This is a genomic window from Streptomyces capoamus (assembly GCF_014654935.1).
Lineage (GTDB): Bacteria > Actinomycetota > Actinomycetes > Streptomycetales > Streptomycetaceae > Streptomyces > Streptomyces capoamus.
The window spans coordinates 15167-30257 of record NZ_BNBF01000032.1 but is presented as its reverse complement, the minus strand read 5'-3'; the positions used below and the strand labels follow the sequence as shown (position 1 = coordinate 30257).

General features: G+C 73.3%; 13 protein-coding genes. 8 read left to right on the top strand and 5 right to left on the bottom strand.

The features are described 5' to 3' along the window. Together IE312_RS43050 and IE312_RS33810 are read left to right on the top strand one after the other, a co-directional pair. On the top strand, positions 1 to 539 hold a 539-nt coding region (locus tag IE312_RS43050; RefSeq protein ID WP_229900754.1), incomplete at its 5' end, for a 4-alpha-glucanotransferase. Between the two features lie 48 nt (positions 540 to 587). Next, the gene (locus tag IE312_RS33810) at positions 588 to 869 is read left to right on the top strand and encodes a hypothetical protein (protein WP_189986049.1); all 282 of its coding nucleotides are present in this window, start codon (positions 588 to 590) and stop codon (positions 867 to 869) included. 105 nt (positions 870 to 974) lie between these two features. Here IE312_RS33810 and IE312_RS33805 read toward each other — a convergent pair whose 3' ends face one another. Continuing rightward, complete coding sequence (locus tag IE312_RS33805) at positions 975 to 1532, bottom strand: TetR/AcrR family transcriptional regulator (protein ID WP_189986048.1); 558 nt, start codon at positions 1530 to 1532, stop codon at positions 975 to 977. 197 nt (positions 1533 to 1729) lie between these two features. Here IE312_RS33805 and IE312_RS33800 point away from each other — a divergent pair, with 197 nt between their 5' ends. Then, on the top strand, positions 1730 to 3226 hold the full coding sequence (locus tag IE312_RS33800; RefSeq protein WP_189986047.1) for an FAD-dependent monooxygenase: 1497 nt from the start codon (positions 1730 to 1732) through the stop codon (positions 3224 to 3226). 22 nt (positions 3227 to 3248) lie between these two features. Here IE312_RS33800 and IE312_RS33795 read toward each other — a convergent pair whose 3' ends face one another. After that, positions 3249 to 3749 (bottom strand): MarR family winged helix-turn-helix transcriptional regulator, encoded by a 501-nt coding sequence (locus tag IE312_RS33795; protein WP_189986046.1) that lies wholly within the window; start codon positions 3747 to 3749, stop codon positions 3249 to 3251. 150 nt (positions 3750 to 3899) lie between these two features. On the opposite strand from IE312_RS33795, the gene IE312_RS33790 reads away from it, so the two are divergent. Both IE312_RS33790 and IE312_RS33785 read left to right on the top strand, forming a co-directional pair. Then, on the top strand, positions 3900 to 4877 hold the full coding sequence (locus tag IE312_RS33790; protein WP_189986045.1) for an EamA family transporter: 978 nt from the start codon (positions 3900 to 3902) through the stop codon (positions 4875 to 4877). Positions 4878 to 5098: 221 nt separating this feature from the next. Then, positions 5099 to 5344, top strand: coding sequence for a hypothetical protein (locus IE312_RS33785; RefSeq protein WP_229900753.1), 246 nt, complete (start codon positions 5099 to 5101; stop codon positions 5342 to 5344). An 84-nt stretch (positions 5345 to 5428) separates the two neighbouring features. Here the strand turns inward: IE312_RS33785 and IE312_RS33780 are convergent, their stop codons facing one another. Continuing rightward, positions 5429 to 5929: a DUF1203 domain-containing protein gene (locus IE312_RS33780; protein ID WP_189986044.1), complete on the bottom strand. Its 501-nt coding sequence runs from the start codon at positions 5927 to 5929 to the stop codon at positions 5429 to 5431. A 112-nt stretch (positions 5930 to 6041) separates the two neighbouring features. On the opposite strand from IE312_RS33780, the gene pepN reads away from it, so the two are divergent. Further along, a complete protein-coding gene (gene pepN, locus IE312_RS33775) occupies positions 6042 to 8615 on the top strand; it encodes an aminopeptidase N (protein WP_189986043.1) in 2574 nt (857 codons plus the stop codon). 94 nt (positions 8616 to 8709) lie between these two features. Here pepN and IE312_RS33770 read toward each other — a convergent pair whose 3' ends face one another. Continuing rightward, positions 8710 to 9729 (bottom strand): aspartate-semialdehyde dehydrogenase, encoded by a 1020-nt coding sequence (locus IE312_RS33770; protein WP_189986042.1) that lies wholly within the window; start codon positions 9727 to 9729, stop codon positions 8710 to 8712. Between the two features lie 330 nt (positions 9730 to 10059). On the opposite strand from IE312_RS33770, the gene IE312_RS33765 reads away from it, so the two are divergent. Continuing rightward, positions 10060 to 10608, top strand: a complete 549-nt coding sequence (locus IE312_RS33765; RefSeq protein ID WP_189986041.1) for an RNA polymerase sigma factor — start codon at positions 10060 to 10062, stop codon at positions 10606 to 10608. A gap of 763 nt (positions 10609 to 11371) precedes the next feature. Continuing rightward, entirely contained in the window at positions 11372 to 11824 is a 453-nt protein-coding gene (locus tag IE312_RS33760) for a hypothetical protein (RefSeq protein ID WP_189986040.1), read from the top strand. An 87-nt stretch (positions 11825 to 11911) separates the two neighbouring features. Here IE312_RS33760 and IE312_RS33755 read toward each other — a convergent pair. Next, positions 11912 to 15091, bottom strand: a 3180-nt coding sequence (locus tag IE312_RS33755) for a S8 family serine peptidase (protein ID WP_229900752.1), incomplete at its 5' end; no start/stop codon positions are given.

Sequence of the window (15091 nt, the reverse complement as noted above, 5' to 3'; positions counted from 1 at the left end):
TGCTCTGGTTCGAACGGGACTGGGAGGGCGACGGCCGCCCGCTGCCGCCCGAACGCTGGCGCGCCGACTGCCTGGCCACCGCCACCACCCACGACCTGCCGCCCACCGCCGCCCGGCTCACCGGCGACCACGTCGACCTCCGCGACCGGCTCGGCCTGCTCACCCGTTCGGCCGCCGAGGAGCGCGCCGAGGCCACCGCCGACGCCGCCGAGTGGCTCGCCCTGCTCGGCAGCCTCGGCCTGCTGGACAGTCCGGCCGCCGGACCGCCCGGCTCCGACGAGGAGGAGGAGATCCGCGCCGTCCACCGCTTCCTGCTGCGCACCCCCGCCCGGCTGATCGGCGTCTGGCTCCCGGACGGCGTCGGCGACCGCCGCCCGCAGAACCTGCCCGGCACCTGGGACCAGTACCCCAACTGGCGCCTGCCGCTCGCCGACAGCGAGGGCCGGCCGGTGCCGCTGGAGGAACTGGTGGCCTCACCGCGGCTGCGGGCCCTGCTGGAGGTGCTGCGCGCGCCCGGCGACGGCGGCGCGGCCCCGTAGGGCACCCCGGGCGCGCGGCCCCCACGGCCGTTCGCTAACTTGATTTCCGTGGACAAGAAGAACGCCCTGCGCGCCGGCGCCCTGGCCGCCGGTACGACGCTGATGATGCTGCTCATGTCGTCCCCCGCGCTCGCGCTGGCCCGCGACGACGGCGACGACCCCGGCAAGGGCCTGAGCGTCGTCCAGACGCTGGGCCTCTACGTCATTCTCCCGGTGGTCCTGTTCCTGGTGATCGCCGGTCTGGTGATGGCGCTGGACAAGTCCCGGGCCAAGAAGGACACCACCTCGTCCAACATCAACGTCAAGTCGGACGCCGGGGCCAAGGCCTGAGCCACCCCACCGGTCCGTTCGCCGGGGGCGCCGGTCCTCCCGTCGGTACGCGCGTACGCCGTACCCGGGGAGAGACCGGCGCCCCCGGCGTTTTTCCTGCCCGGCTCAGGGGCTGGGCGCGGTCAGGTAGCGCTGCACCGTCGGGCCCAGCCAGGCCACCAGTTCCTCGGGGGTGAGCGCGCGGGCCGGGGGCAGCCGCAGCACGTAGCGGGTGAGGGCCAGGCCGAGCAGCTGGGCGGCGCACAGTGCGGCCCGCGCGGGAACCTGCTCGGGGTCCGGGCACACCTGCCGGGCCACCGGCAGCAGCTGGTCCCGGAAGATCCCCTGCATTCGTTCGGCCCCGGCCTCGTTGGTGGCCCCGACCCGCAGCACGGCCGTCAGCTCCTCGTTCTCCTCCCACAGGCCGAGAAAGTGGCCGACCAGGGTCCGCCCCACCTCGTCCCGGGACACCCGCGTCAGGTCGGGCAGCCGCAGGTCGAGCGCGACGGCGGCGGCGAACAGCCCGTCCTTGCTGCCGAAGTACCGCATGACCATGGACGGATCGATCCGCGCGTCCTTGGCGATGGCCCGGATAGTGGCCCGGTCGTAGCCGTCGGCGGCGAAGCGGTCGCGGGCGGCGGCGAGGATGGCGGCGCGGGTGGCGTCGGAGCGGCGAACTGTCATGCCAACGAGCGTAGGCCAACTGGTGTTGGCCAACAAGTGTTGGCCTCTCCTTCTCCTGGGCGGGGGCTCTCGCGGCAAGTTGCCAACAACCGTTGGCCAACACCTGTTGACTGCGCCCCGCGCCCAGGTCTACGGTTGCCAACAAGCGTTGACCAACACCCGTTGGCCAACATGTGTAGGCACTCCAGGAGGCCACCATGACCGCGCGCATCCTCATCGTCGGATCCGGCCCCACCGGCCTCCTCCTCGCCGGTGACCTCGCCACCGCCGGCATCCCGGTCACCGTCCTCGAGAAGCGCCCGCACAAGGTCAGCAACCTCTCCCGCGCCTTCGTCCTGCACGCCCGCACCCTCGAACAGCTCGACGCGCGGGGACTCGCCGACGGCCTGGAGTCGCTGGGGCAGCCGCTTGACCGGCTCCGCCTCTTCGGCCGGCTCACGGTGGACCTCTCCGCTCTGCCCTCGCGCTACCGCCACCTCCTGGTCCTCCCGCAGTACGAGGTCGAGAAGGCGCTGGAGCGGCGGGCGGTCGAGGCGGGGGCCGAGTTCCGGTACGAGACCGAGCTGACCGGGCTCACCCAGGACGCGGACGGGGTGACGGCCGAGGTCCGCGGACCGCAGGGCCGTTCGGAGACGCTCCGGGCCGCGTACCTCGTCGGCGCGGACGGGATGCGCAGCGCCGTGCGGCAGGCGGTCGGGCTGCCGTTCCCGGGCCGGTCGGTGATCCGGTCCGTGGTGCTCGCCGACGTCCGGCTCGCCGAGCAGCCGCCCGCCGTGCTCACGGTCAACGCGGTGGGTGACGCGTTCGCCTTCCTCGCCCCCTTCGGCGACGGCTACTACCGGGTGATCGGCTGGCACCGGGGCCGCAACGTCGCGGACAGCGAGCCGCTGGACCTCGCCGAGATCAAGGAGATCACCCGCCTCGCCCTCGGCCGGGACTTCGGCATGCACGACGCCCGCTGGATGTCCCGCTTCCACAGCGACGAGCGCCAGGCGCCCGCCTACCGGGTCGGCCGGGTCTTCCTCGCCGGGGACGCCGCGCACGTGCACACCCCGGCCGGCGGCCAGGGCATGAACACCGGACTGCAGGACGCGGCGAACCTGGGCTGGAAACTGGCCGCGGTGGCCGGCGGTCACGCGGAGCCCGCGCTGCTCGACAGCTACCAGGCCGAACGGCACCCCGTCGGCCGGGCGGTGCTGCGCAGCAGCGGGGGGATCGTCCGCCTCGCGATGGCCAAGCGCCCCTGGACGCTGGCGGCGCGCGCGGCCCTCACCGTGTTCCTCGACGCGGCCGGCCCGGCCCGGCGCAAGGTGGCCGCCCAGATCACCGGCATCGGCTACCGCTACCCCGCACCGCGCGGCGCCCACCCGCTCACCGGGGCCCGTGTCCCGGACGTGGACCTGGCCGGCGGCGGCCGGCTGTACGAGGCGCTGCGCGGCGGACGGTTCGTGCTGATCACCCCGGAGCCGTACGAGGCGGCGGCCGGCCGCGCGGACCGGCTGGCCGTGGCGCGGTGGGCGAGCGGCCGACGTACCACCGTGCTGGTGCGCCCCGACGGCTACGCGGCCTGGGCCGCCGACTCGGCCGGCCCGGCGGCCGTCGAGGCGGCACTCGCCCGGCACCTCGGTCCCGCCGCTCCCGCCGGCCGCACCGCTTCTGCCGGCCGCACCGCTCCCGCCGGCCCCGCCGAGTGACGTGCGGTGACGGCCACGGCGGCTAGTCGGCCGTGGCGTCCAGCAACTTCCGCAGCAGGCCGGCCAGATGGCCGGCCTCTTCGGCGTCCAGGGCGGACAGGGCGGTGCTCTCCTGTGCCAGTCCGGCGGTCACCGCCTCGTCGATCAGCCGCAGCCCCTCCTCGGTGAGGGTCACCCGCAGGCCGCGCCGGTCGTGCGGGTCGGGGGAGCGGTGCAGCAGGCCGGCGCGCTCCAGTTTGTCGAGCCGGCCGGTCATCCCGCCGGTGGTGAGCATGAGGGTGGCCGACAGTTCGCGGGGCGAGAGGGTGTACGGCTCGCCGGAGCGGCGCAGGGTCGCCAGGACGTCGAACTCGCCGCGCGAGATGCCGTAGGGCTTGTAGGCCTGTTCCATCCGGTCGCCCATGGCGCGGGAGAGCCGGAAGATCCGGCCGAAGACCTCCATCGCGCGGGTGTCCAGGTCGGGCCGCACCCGGGCCCACTGTTCGATGATCACGTCGACGGGATCGGCCGGCTCTCGCTGCATGCGCAGAGTATCGACCCGCACGCAGCTCACCTGCAAGAAAGTCACCCGTGAGAAAGTCATGCGCAAGCTGCTTGACGGTAAGTAGCTTAGGGCTAAGCTACTTAATAGTGATCCACTCGGTTTCACACTCCTCCTCACAAGGGGTCCGCCATGCCCGCCGCCCGAGCCACCCGCCCCGCCGGTACCGTCGCCGCCGTCATAGCCGTCACCGCGCTCGCCCCCGTCTCCTGGGGCACCACCTACGCCGTCACCACCGAGTTCCTGCCACCCGACCGCCCCCTGTTCACCGCCCTGATGCGGGCCCTGCCGGCCGGGCTGCTGCTGCTCGCCCTCACCCGGGTGCTGCCGCGCGGCACCTGGTGGGCCAAGGCCGCCGTGCTCGGGGCGCTGAACATCGGCGCCTTCTTCCCGCTGCTGTTCGTCGCGGCGTACCGGCTGCCCGGCGGGATGGCCGCGGTCGTCGGCTCGGCCGGGCCGCTGTTCGTCGTCGGGCTCTCCGCGCTGCTGCTCGGTCAACGGCCGCGGCCGCGCACGCTGCTGGCCGGGCTGGTGGCCGCGTTCGGGGTCAGCCTGGTCGTGCTGAAGGGGGCCGGCGCGCTCGACCTGGTGGGTGTCCTCGCGGCCCTCGCCTCCACCGCCGCCATGGCCACCGGCACGGTGCTGACCAAGCGCTGGGGCCGTCCGGAAGGGGTCGGTCCACTGGCGCTCACCGGCTGGCAGCTCACCGCGGGCGGCCTGCTCATCGCGCCGGTCGCCGTCCTGGCCGAGGGCGCCCCGCCCGCCCTGGACGGCCGTGCCGCCGGCGGCTACCTGTACCTGGCGCTGGCCAACACGGCCGTCGCCTACTGGCTCTGGTTCCGCGGCATCGGCCGGCTGACCGCCACCCAGGCCGGTTTCCTCGGCCCGCTGTCCCCGCTGACCGCCGCGGTCGTCGGCTGGGCGGCCCTCGGCCAGGCGCTCACCCCCATGCAGGTGGCGGGCATGGCGCTGGCGTTCGCCGCGACCCTGGCCGGACAGCTCGGCGGCGCGGGAACGCGGCCGGCCGGCCCCGCCGGGAGGAGCGGTGGCCCGACGGACCGGCCCCGCGTGGGCAGCGGGCGGTTCGCCGCCGTCCGAGATGCTGAGTGACCCGGGGACGGCTAGCGTGAAGGGGAAGGTCCGCGATCAGGGGTGTGCCCGCCGCCGGCGGCGAGCGCCCCGTCCACCGGGGCCGACAGCCGACGTGGCGCAGGCCCGCTGCTCGTCCCCCGCGGCAACACCTACGACCGCGCCGTGCACGCATCCCGCGCGGCCGCGGCCATCGCCCCCGTACCGGGAACCCCGCGAGGGCGTGGAAGGAAGGCAGGCCCATGAAAGCACAAAGCGTGAGGCGTCTCTTCGCAGTCTCCGTGGCCGGTGTTCTCCTGGCCGGCGGCGCCGCGATCGGCACGGCGGGCACGGCCTCGGCGGCCACTCCCGACCGGGCCCCGACCAACCACGGCTGCTACAACCGCTGGGGCGGCGGCTGCTACGGCTACGGCTACGGCTTCAACAACTTCTACAACCCGGGCTTCGCCCCCGGCTACGGCGGCGTCGTGGTGGTCGTCGTCAGCTGACGAGCGAACCCGCACCCCCGCTCCCCCCTCACCCCACCCACGCCGGACGGGCACCGCCCGTCCGGCGCCGGTGCGTCGAGCTTCCTAGCCCCGCCGCACCTCGTACAGGAAGCACCCGTACTCCACCGCCCGCACGTGCACCACCGCCACCTCCGGGTCGGCGAAGGCCTCCGTGAGGGCGGGGGCGAAGGCGTCCGGACCGGCGACCAGCCGGCCGCCGAGGATGCGGCCCCCGGCCGAGTAACGGCGCAGGACGCGTCGGTCGTTAGTGAACGGCAGCGCGTCACCGGCCGGGCCGGGGCACGCGTCGGCGTGGATGAAGACCGGGCCCTGCTCGTCGTAGGCACCCGGGTCGGCGCCCGTCTCGGCCGCCCAGCGGCGCAGCGGCGCGTACGAGACCAGGGCGATCAGCTCGCCCGGCGTGCTGTGGCGCAGGCAGCAGCGCAGCGGGGAACCGCCCTCGGCGTCCCGCACGACGGTCATGGGGCGGCCGGCGTCGTCGGCGGTGCGCAGCTCCTGGCAGACCCCGGCCGGGACGGGCCGTGCGGTGTGTGTCGTGGTGTGTGCCGTGGTGTGTGTCGTCATGCGCCCAGCGTCGCGCCGCCGCGCCGCGCCCACCGGCGGGATGCGGACATCGCGTTCCCCGTCGGTCCCATGGAAGGATGACGCAACCGACACATGACGAGGAGATGACCGCGTGCCTGGCACAAACCTGACTCGCGAAGAGGCGCAGCAGCGGGCCGAGCTGCTCACCGTTGACTCGTACGAGATCGATCTCGACCTCTCCGGCGCGCAGGAGGGCGGTACCTACCGGTCCGTGACCACGGTGCGCTTCGACGTGGCCCGCGGCGATGCCGCGTCCTTCATCGACCTGGTGGCCCCGACGGTCCACGAGGTCGTCCTCAACGGCGACCCGCTGGACCCGGCCGAGGTCTTCGCGGACTCGCGGATCGCGCTGCCGGGCCTGCTGCAGGGGCCCAACGTGCTGCGGGTCGTCGCGGACTGCGCCTACACCAACACCGGCGAGGGCCTGCACCGCTTCGTCGACCCGGTGGACGAGCAGGCCTACCTGTACACCCAGTTCGAGGTCCCGGACGCCCGGCGCGTCTTCGCGTCCTTCGAGCAGCCGGACCTGAAGGCCACCTTCCAGTTCACCGTGAAGGCGCCCGAGGGCTGGACCGTCATTTCCAACTCGCCGACCCCGGAGCCCAAGGACAACGTCTGGGTCTTCGCGCCGACGCCGCGCATCTCGACGTACGTCACCGCGCTGATCGTCGGCCCGTACCACTCCGTGCACAGCGTGTACGAGAAGGACGGCCAGTCGGTGCCGCTCGGCATCTACTGCCGGCCCTCGCTCGCCGAGTTCCTCGACTCGGACGCGATCTTCGAGGTCACGCGGCAGGGCTTCGACTGGTTCCAGGACAAGTTCGACTACGCGTACCCGTTCGAGAAGTACGACCAGCTGTTCGTGCCCGAGTTCAACGCCGGCGCCATGGAGAACGCGGGCGCGGTCACCATCCGCGACCAGTACGTCTTCCGGTCCAAGGTGACCGACGCCGCGTACGAGGTGCGCGCCGAGACCATCCTGCACGAGCTGGCCCACATGTGGTTCGGCGACCTGGTCACCATGGAGTGGTGGAACGACCTGTGGCTGAACGAGTCGTTCGCCACCTACACGTCGATCGCGTGCCAGGCCGCGGCCCCCGGCTCGCGCTGGCCGCACTCGTGGACCACGTTCGCCAACTCCATGAAGACCTGGGCGTACCGGCAGGACCAGCTGCCCTCCACGCACCCGATCATGGCGGACATCCGCGACCTGGACGATGTGCTCGTCAACTTCGACGGCATCACGTACGCCAAGGGCGCGAGCGTGCTGAAGCAGCTCGTCGCGTACGTCGGCGAGGACGAGTTCTTCAAGGGCGTGCAGGCCTACTTCAAGCGGCACGCGTTCGGCAACACGCGCCTGTCCGACCTGCTGGGCGCGCTGGAGGAGACCTCCGGCCGCGACCTGAAGACCTGGTCGCGCGCGTGGCTGGAGACGGCCGGCATCAACGTCCTGCGGCCGGAGGTGGAGACCGGTGCCGACGGCGTGATCACGTCCTTCGCCGTCCGCCAGGAGGCCCCGGCGCTCCCGGCCGGCGCCAAGGGCGAGCCGACCCTGCGCCCGCACCGCGTCGCGATCGGCCTGTACGACCTCTCCGACGCCGGCAAGCTGGTGCGCACCGAGCGGATCGAGCTGGACGTGGACGGCGAGCGGACCGCCGTACCGCAGCTGACGGGCAAGCGCCGCCCGGCGGTGATCCTGCTCAACGACGACGACCTGTCGTACGCCAAGGTCCGCCTGGACGAGGAGTCCCTGAAGGCCGTCACCGAGCACCTCGGCGACTTCGAGGCGTCCCTGCCGCGCGCCCTGTGCTGGGCGTCGGCCTGGGACATGACGCGGGACGCCGAGCTGGCCACCCGCGACTACCTCTCCCTGGTGCTGTCCGGCATCGGCAAGGAGTCCGACATCGGCGTGGTGCAGTCCCTGCACCGCCAGGTCAAGCTGGCCATCGACCTGTACGCCGCCCCGGCCACCCGCGAGTCGCTGCTGACCCGCTGGACCGACGCCACGCTGGCCCATCTGCGCTCCGCCGAGCCGGGCAGCGACCACCAGCTTGCCTGGGCACGGGCGTTCGCGGCGACCGCGCGCACCCCCGAGCAGCTGGACCTGCTGGAGGCCCTGCTCGACGGCAGCCAGACCGTCGAGGGCCTCGCCGTCGACACCGAGCTGCGCTGGGCGTTCGTCCAGCGGCTCGCGGCCGTCGGACGGTACGACGAGACGGAGATCGCCGGCGAGTACGAGCGGGACAGGACGGCGGCCGGCGAGCGGCACGCGGCCACCGCCCGTGCCGCCCGCCCGACGGCGGAGGCGAAGGCGGAGGCCTGGTCCTCGGTCATCGACTCGGACAAGCTGCCCAACGCCGTGCAGGAGGCCGTGATCGGCGGCTTCGTGCAGACCGACCAGCGGGAGCTGCTCGCGCCCTACACGGACCGGTACTTCGAGGCGCTCAAGGGCGTCTGGGAGTCCCGTTCGCACGAGATCGCCCAGCAGATCGCCATCGGCCTGTACCCGTCGGTCCAGGTCTCCGAGGAGACCCTGGCCAAGACGGACGCCTGGCTGTCCGCGGCCGAGCCGACCGCGGCCCTGCGCCGCCTCGTCTCGGAGTCCCGCGCGGGCATCGAGCGCGCCCTGAGGGCCCAGGCGGCGGACGCGGCGGCCGCCGGGTAAGCACCCACCCGCACGACAGGGGCGCCCGGCGGCAACGCCGGGCGCCCCTGTCGTGTCCGTGCAGCGGGTGGGGTTTCTGCTTGTGCTCGCCGGACTACTTGCCGGACAGCTCGGCCGCCACCAGTTCCGCGATCTGTACCGCGTTCAGCGCGGCTCCCTTGCGGAGGTTGTCGTTGGAGATGAACAGGGCGAGACCGTGCTCCACCGTCTCGTCGCGGCGGATGCGGCCGACGTACGACGGGTCCTGACCGGCAGCCTGCAGCGGGGTCGGGATGTCGGAGAGGGCGACGCCCGGCGCCTTCGCGAGCAGCTCCGTGGCGCGCTCCGGGGAGAGCGGGCGGGCGAAGCGGGCGTTCACCTGGAGGGAGTGGCCGGAGAAGACCGGCACGCGCACACAGGTGCCGGAGACCTTCAGCGCGGGAATCTCCAGGATCTTGCGGGACTCGTTGCGCAGCTTCTGCTCCTCGTCGGTCTCGTTCAGACCGTCGTCGACGAGGTTGCCGGCGAAGGGCAGCACGTTGAAGGCGATGGGATGCCGGTAGACGTTCGGCTCGGGGAACTCGACCGCCGCGCCGTCGTGGGTGAGCCGGTCGGCCTCGGCGGCCACCTTCTGCACCTGGCCGTGCAGCTCGGCCACGCCCGCGAGACCCGAACCCGACACCGCCTGGTAGGTGGCGACGACCAGGGCTTCCAGGCCCGCCTCCTCGTGCAGCGGCTTGAGCACCGGCATCGCGGCCATCGTGGTGCAGTTCGGGTTGGCGATGATGCCCTTGGGCCGGTCGGCGATCGCGTGCGGGTTCACCTCGGAGACCACCAGCGGGACCTCGGGGTCCTTGCGCCAGGCCGAGGAGTTGTCGATCACGACGGCGCCCTGCGAGGCGACCTTCTCGGCCAGCGCCCTGGAAGTCGCGCCGCCCGCGGAGAACACCACGATGTCCAGGCCGGTGTAGTCGGCGGTCGCCGCGTCCTCCACCGTCACGCCGTCCAGGACGGTCCCGGCGGAACGGGCCGAGGCGAACAGACGCAGCTCCGTCACCGGGAACTCGCGCTCCGTGAGGATCCCGCGCATGACCGTGCCGACCTGACCGGTGGCTCCGACGATTCCGACCCTCACAGCGACTCCCTCTATGTGTCTCTAGCCTGACCGGGGCTTTTCCATGATGCGGCCGACCCCGGTCCACCTGTCCAATTCTTTGCCCCGCGTGCCCGAGGAATGGGACGCGGTCAGCCGGCCGGCAGTTCCGTACGTCCGCCCATTACCTCGCTGAGCTGCAGGAATTCCCTCGACCGCGGGCCCGCACCGGAAGCTGTGCTGCCCGGACCCTGCCCGTCCGGGCGTGGCCCACACGACGGTGTGACGTACGCCTCCGCACCGGTGTGGCACCGGCCGAACGTTCCGGCCCGCCGCCGCGTCGTAGGAGCGAACGCGTGAGGGGGGTGGCTTGTGCTGCGCGGAAGGACGCGCCGCGACCAGCGGGGGTACGCCGGCGGAACGGGCCGGGTCGCCGGCGATCCGCTGGACGCGGCCCAGGAACGCCGGGTGCGGGCGGTGCTCGCGCTCGGTGGCGTGCCGCAGTCGGACCTGCCGGACGGGGTGCAGCAGGTCCGGCTGCGGCTGCTGGAGCGGGCCGCGAGCGGGCGCGAGGCGCCGCGGGACGTGTCGGCGTGGGCGGCGGTGGTCGCCTCCAACCTGGCGATGGACTGGCACCGGGCCAAGCGGCGCCAGGAACGGCTGGGGGAGCGGCTGGCCTCGCTGCGCGAGCCCGCGCACGCCTCCGGCGAGGAGAGCAGCCTGCTGTCCCTCGCGGTGGCCCGGGGCCTGGACGGGCTGCCGGCCGCCCAGCGGCAGGTCGTCGTGCTGCGGTTCTTCGCCGACCTGCCGGTGCGGGCCATCGCCGAGGAGCTGGGCGTCCCCGAGGGCACGGTCAAGAGCAGGCTGCACACGGCGGTCCGCGCACTGCGCGACCGGCTGCACGAGGACGAGGTGGTGTGACATGACCGCCGGGCACGAGAACCCGCGGGGCGCCGGGAGCGCCGACAGCGCCGGCCGGCGCGGGGAGTACGGCGGTATGGACGCCCTCATGGCCGCGATCACCGGTGACCCCCTGCCGGAGGAGGCCCGGCTGGACCCCGCCTTCCTCGCCGAACACCGGTCGGCCGAGGCCGACCTGGCCGTGCTCCGGGACGGACTGGCCCGGCTCGCACGAGCCCTCACCGGGGAAGCGGTGGCCGGGGCGGCGGAGGCGCCGCAGGAGCCCGTGGCGAGAGGGCGCGTGCCGGGAGGGCCCGCCCCGCAAGGACCCGGACCGGCGTCGCAAGAGTCTGCGTCGGGAGGGCCGGCACCCGAAGGGCCCGTGTCGAGGGCGCCCTTGCCGCAACAGCCCGCGCCGCGACAAGACGCGCCGCAGGGGCACGTGTCCCAGGAGTCTGCGCAGCGACAAGCCGTGCAGCAGGAGTCCGCGCCGCGACAAGCCGTGCCGCAGAAGCCCGCGCCGCAAGAACCCGTGCCGCAAGAGCCCGCGCCGCAGCAACCCGTGCCGCAAGAGCCCGCGCCGCAAGAGCCCGTGCCCGGAGTGTCCATGTCGGTGCGGTCACCCGTTCGCCGACCCCGTGGCCGTAGTCGGCTCGGCGGGCCGCGGGGGAGCCGGCCGACGCGGCCCGGTCGTCCCTCAGGGGCCCGCCGAGCCCTGCGGGTCACGCTCGGCTCGCTCGCCGGTGCCGCGGCCTTCTCCCTGGCCCTCGGCCTCGGATGGCTGGTGACGCAGAACGGCGTCGGCGCGGACGACAGGGGCGGGGACTCGGCCAAGAGCGCGGCGTCGGCCGAGGGCGGGGCGGACGGCCCGGACGCGGCGTCCGGCGGCCGGCCGGCGGAGCCGGAGCGCGCACTGGCCTGTACGCGGCTGCTCGTGGAGGGCACGGTGACGAAGGTGGAGCGGGACGAGGGGGCGTCCGGGAGCCGGGTCACCCTGGCCGTGACCCGCTCCTACGAGCCCGCGCACGGCCCGGCCGAGGCGCGCTTGCTGCTCGGCGCGGGTACCCGGCCGGCGCCGCGCCCCGGCCAGCACGTCCTGGCCGGCGTCGGCCGGGACGAGCGGTACGCGAGCCTGTGGGCCGTCGGCCCCGCCCGTGTCTCCGAGGCCCGCGCCTGGATCATGGAGGCCCTGCCGGCGTCCCGGACCCTGTCCTGCCCCTCCGCCGGCGCGCCCTGAACGGGGCCGGGAGGCGGCCCCGGCGGCGGGCACGCGAAGGGGCGGGCGTCCGTCAGGACACCCGCCCCCGCTGTGCGCGTCACCCCGTTACGGCGTGACCTTCTCGATCTTGACGTTGGCGGTGCCCGCGACCGTGCCGCGGGCGTTCACCAGCTGGACGCGGCCGAAGAACTCGCGGCCGGCCGGGGCCTGGGCGGCGGCCGTGACCTGGCCGGTCACCGTGGCCGAGGCGCCCGTGTCGAGCTTGACCGGGGCCGAGCCGTCGACCGTGACGGCACCGAGGGCGCTGGAGAAGAACACGTCCCGGTAGTCGTAGTCGGTCGAGCCGGACGGGACGGAGTAGCCCGCGACCTGGATGGTGTAGGTGCCGGCGGCCGGGGACGGCACGGACACCGCCTCCTCCGAGTCACCGTCGGCGGACTGGGCGACCTGCTTGCCGGACGCGTCGTACACCGTCAGGTCCAGGTCGGCCGCCGTGTCGGAGACGCGTCCGATGGCCACGTCCAGCGAGGTGGTGCCGGCCGGGACCTCCACCGTGGTGGTCTGGGTCTCGCCCTGCTTGATGGCCGGGCGGGCCGTCTTGGCGGAGCCGAGCGGGCCGCCGGTCAGCTTGCCGTCCAGTGCGGCGTACTTGTTCGTCACCTTCCAGGAGGCGGTGGCCGGGGTGCCCACCTTGGCCTCGGGGACGGTCACGGTCTCCGGGTCGAAGGCCGCGCCGAGGACGGTGATGTCCAGCTGGTACGGGTTGTCGAGCAGCGGGGACGTACGCCGGGACTCGACCTCGACCTCCCAGACGCCGGGCTGCGGGTTCGCGTAGGAGCGCACGTCGGGCTTGCAGCCGTTGCCGTCGAGGTAGTTGTTGTAGCAGTACGGCGTCGAGGTGTTGTCGGACGGGACGCCGTACGGGTGGATGGCGATGAACCGGGTCTGGCTCTTGTCCGCCAGCCCGCCGATCGCGACCTCCAGCGACGTCGCGCCCTCGGGCACGCTCAGGAAGTACGACCGCGTGCTGTTGCGCTGCACCGAGTCCGAGGCGGAGTACGTGTACTTCACCGGGGCCGCGACCACGACGGTGGACAGGATCTGCTTGTCGACGCCCTCGGTCCGCGGGTCGTCGACCTCCAGGATCGCGCTCTTGATGCCGGCCGACTTCGGGGCCGCCTGCACCTGGACGGTGACCGGCTGGTTCAGCGGCAGCCTGACGTCGTCGTCGCCGACGATCCGGAAGGTGCCGCCGGCGTTGTTCTCGAAGTGCAGCTCGTGCCGGACCGTCTTGTCCGGGCCGGAGGTGCGGGTGATCGTGACGTCGTACGTCTTCTTCTCGCCCGCCTTCAGACCGCCCTCGCGGTCGTACAGGCCGGTGCCGAAGCCGGGGGTCTTGAGGGAGGAGTCCAGCGCGGTGTCGACCGGTGCCTTGACCGTGTAGTCGTGCGCGGTGGCGTCGTCCTTGACGGCGTCCCACGCGTCCACGATGTCGATCAGGCCCGCGCCCTCCTCGTACGCCTGCGCCCCCTTGATGTGGTGGGCGGTCGAGGTCAGCGCCGTGCGCAGCTTGGCGGGCGTGAGGTCGATGCCCTTCTGCCTGGCCGCGCTCAGCAGCAGCGCGGAGGCGCCGGCCGCCTGCGGGGAGGCCATCGAGGTGCCCTGCAGCATGGAGTAGCCGGCCGGCAGCGAGTAGCCCGCCTCGGCGACCGGGGAGCCCGGCAGCCAGGTCTGGGTGGTGTTGATCGCGGCGCCGGGGGCGGTGAGGGTCGGCGTGAAGCCGCCGTCCTCGCGCGGGCCGCGGGAGGAGAACGGCATCATCGCGTACTTCTTCTTTACGACGGAGCCGTAGTTGGCGGCCCAGGTGTCCTTGGAGATCGCCGCGCCGACCGAGATGACCTTGTCGGCGAGGCCGGGGTCGCCGATGGTGTTGGCGCCGGGGCCGGAGTTGCCGGCGGAGATCACCAGCTGGACGCCGTAGGTGTCGATGAGCCGGGCGTACAGCTCGGCGCGCGCGTTGTTGCCGTCGTTCAGCGCGGGCAGGCCGCCGATCGACATGTTGACGATGTCGACCCCGCGCTTGGTGACGAGGTCGATCATGCCCTCGGTGAGGGCGACGTTGGTGCAGCCGCCGCTCCAGGTGCAGGCGCGCGAGGAGACCAGCTTGGCGCCCGGGGCCGCGCCGTTCATCCGCCCGCCGAACAGGCCGTTCGCGGCGGTGATGCCGGCGACGTGGGTGCCGTGCTCGGACTCGATGACGCCGATGTTGACGTAGTCGGCCTTGGCGCCGGAGGAGTTGTAGACGACGTCCTTGCGGGTCTCGACCACGAACGGGACGCGCTCGGCGACGTCCGTCGCCGGGTCGTCGGTGCCGAAGTACCCGACCTGGTAGTCGTCCTTGTACGGCTTCATCGGCGTGTCGTCGGTGAAGTCCAGGTTGTCGTTGGTGTCGACGCGGACCGTGCCGGCGGCCGGGTCGTACAGCACGCCCCAGGCGTCGGTGGTGTCGCCGTCGCGGTTGAGGTCGCCCTTCTCGTCACCGCCGGCGGTGGCCGACTCGTACATGTAGTTGAACTTGTACGAGCCCTCGGGCGCGGTGAACTTCTCCGTTCCCTGCGAGGCGGTGGTGATGGAGAAGGACGGGCCGGAGACACCGGTGGTCATCCGGCGCCAGGTGCCGTCGCCGTCGGCGACCGGGTCGGTCGCGGTGACCCAGTCGACGATCTTCCGCTCGCCGGTGGTGGTCTTCTGCAGCGCCGGGTGGCCCAGGTCGATGCCGGAGTCCAGGATGCCGATGGTGATGCCGCGGCCGTCCGCCTTCGGGTGGTCCTCGACGAAGTCGACGGCACCGGTCTCGAAGGACGGGTTGTACGGGTTCGCGGCGGGGGTCTTCTTCCCCGGTGCCGGATAACTTCCCTTGCCCGCAGTGGACTTGGAGCCGTTCGGCGCCGGGTCGTCCAGCGGGATCTCCTGCTTGAGGTCGATCGCCTGGACGGAGGAGAGCTTCGCGGCGGCGGCGATGGCCGAGTCCGCCCGGCCCGTCGGGACGGTGGCGCGGACGTAGCCGAGCTTGTCGTCGGTACGGCCCACCAGGCCGCCCGCGACCGCGTCCAGCTCCCCGGCCACCTGCTCGGTCTTCCCGGGCGCGGTCGCGATCATCATCGTGACGTTCTTGTCGCCGTCGGCCTTGGCCTCGGCGAGCAGGGCGGCGTCGTCCGAACCCAGCTTTTCGGGGGCGGACTTCGCGCCGGGGTCGGCTGCGGCCGGGGCGGGCGGGGTGTCCGC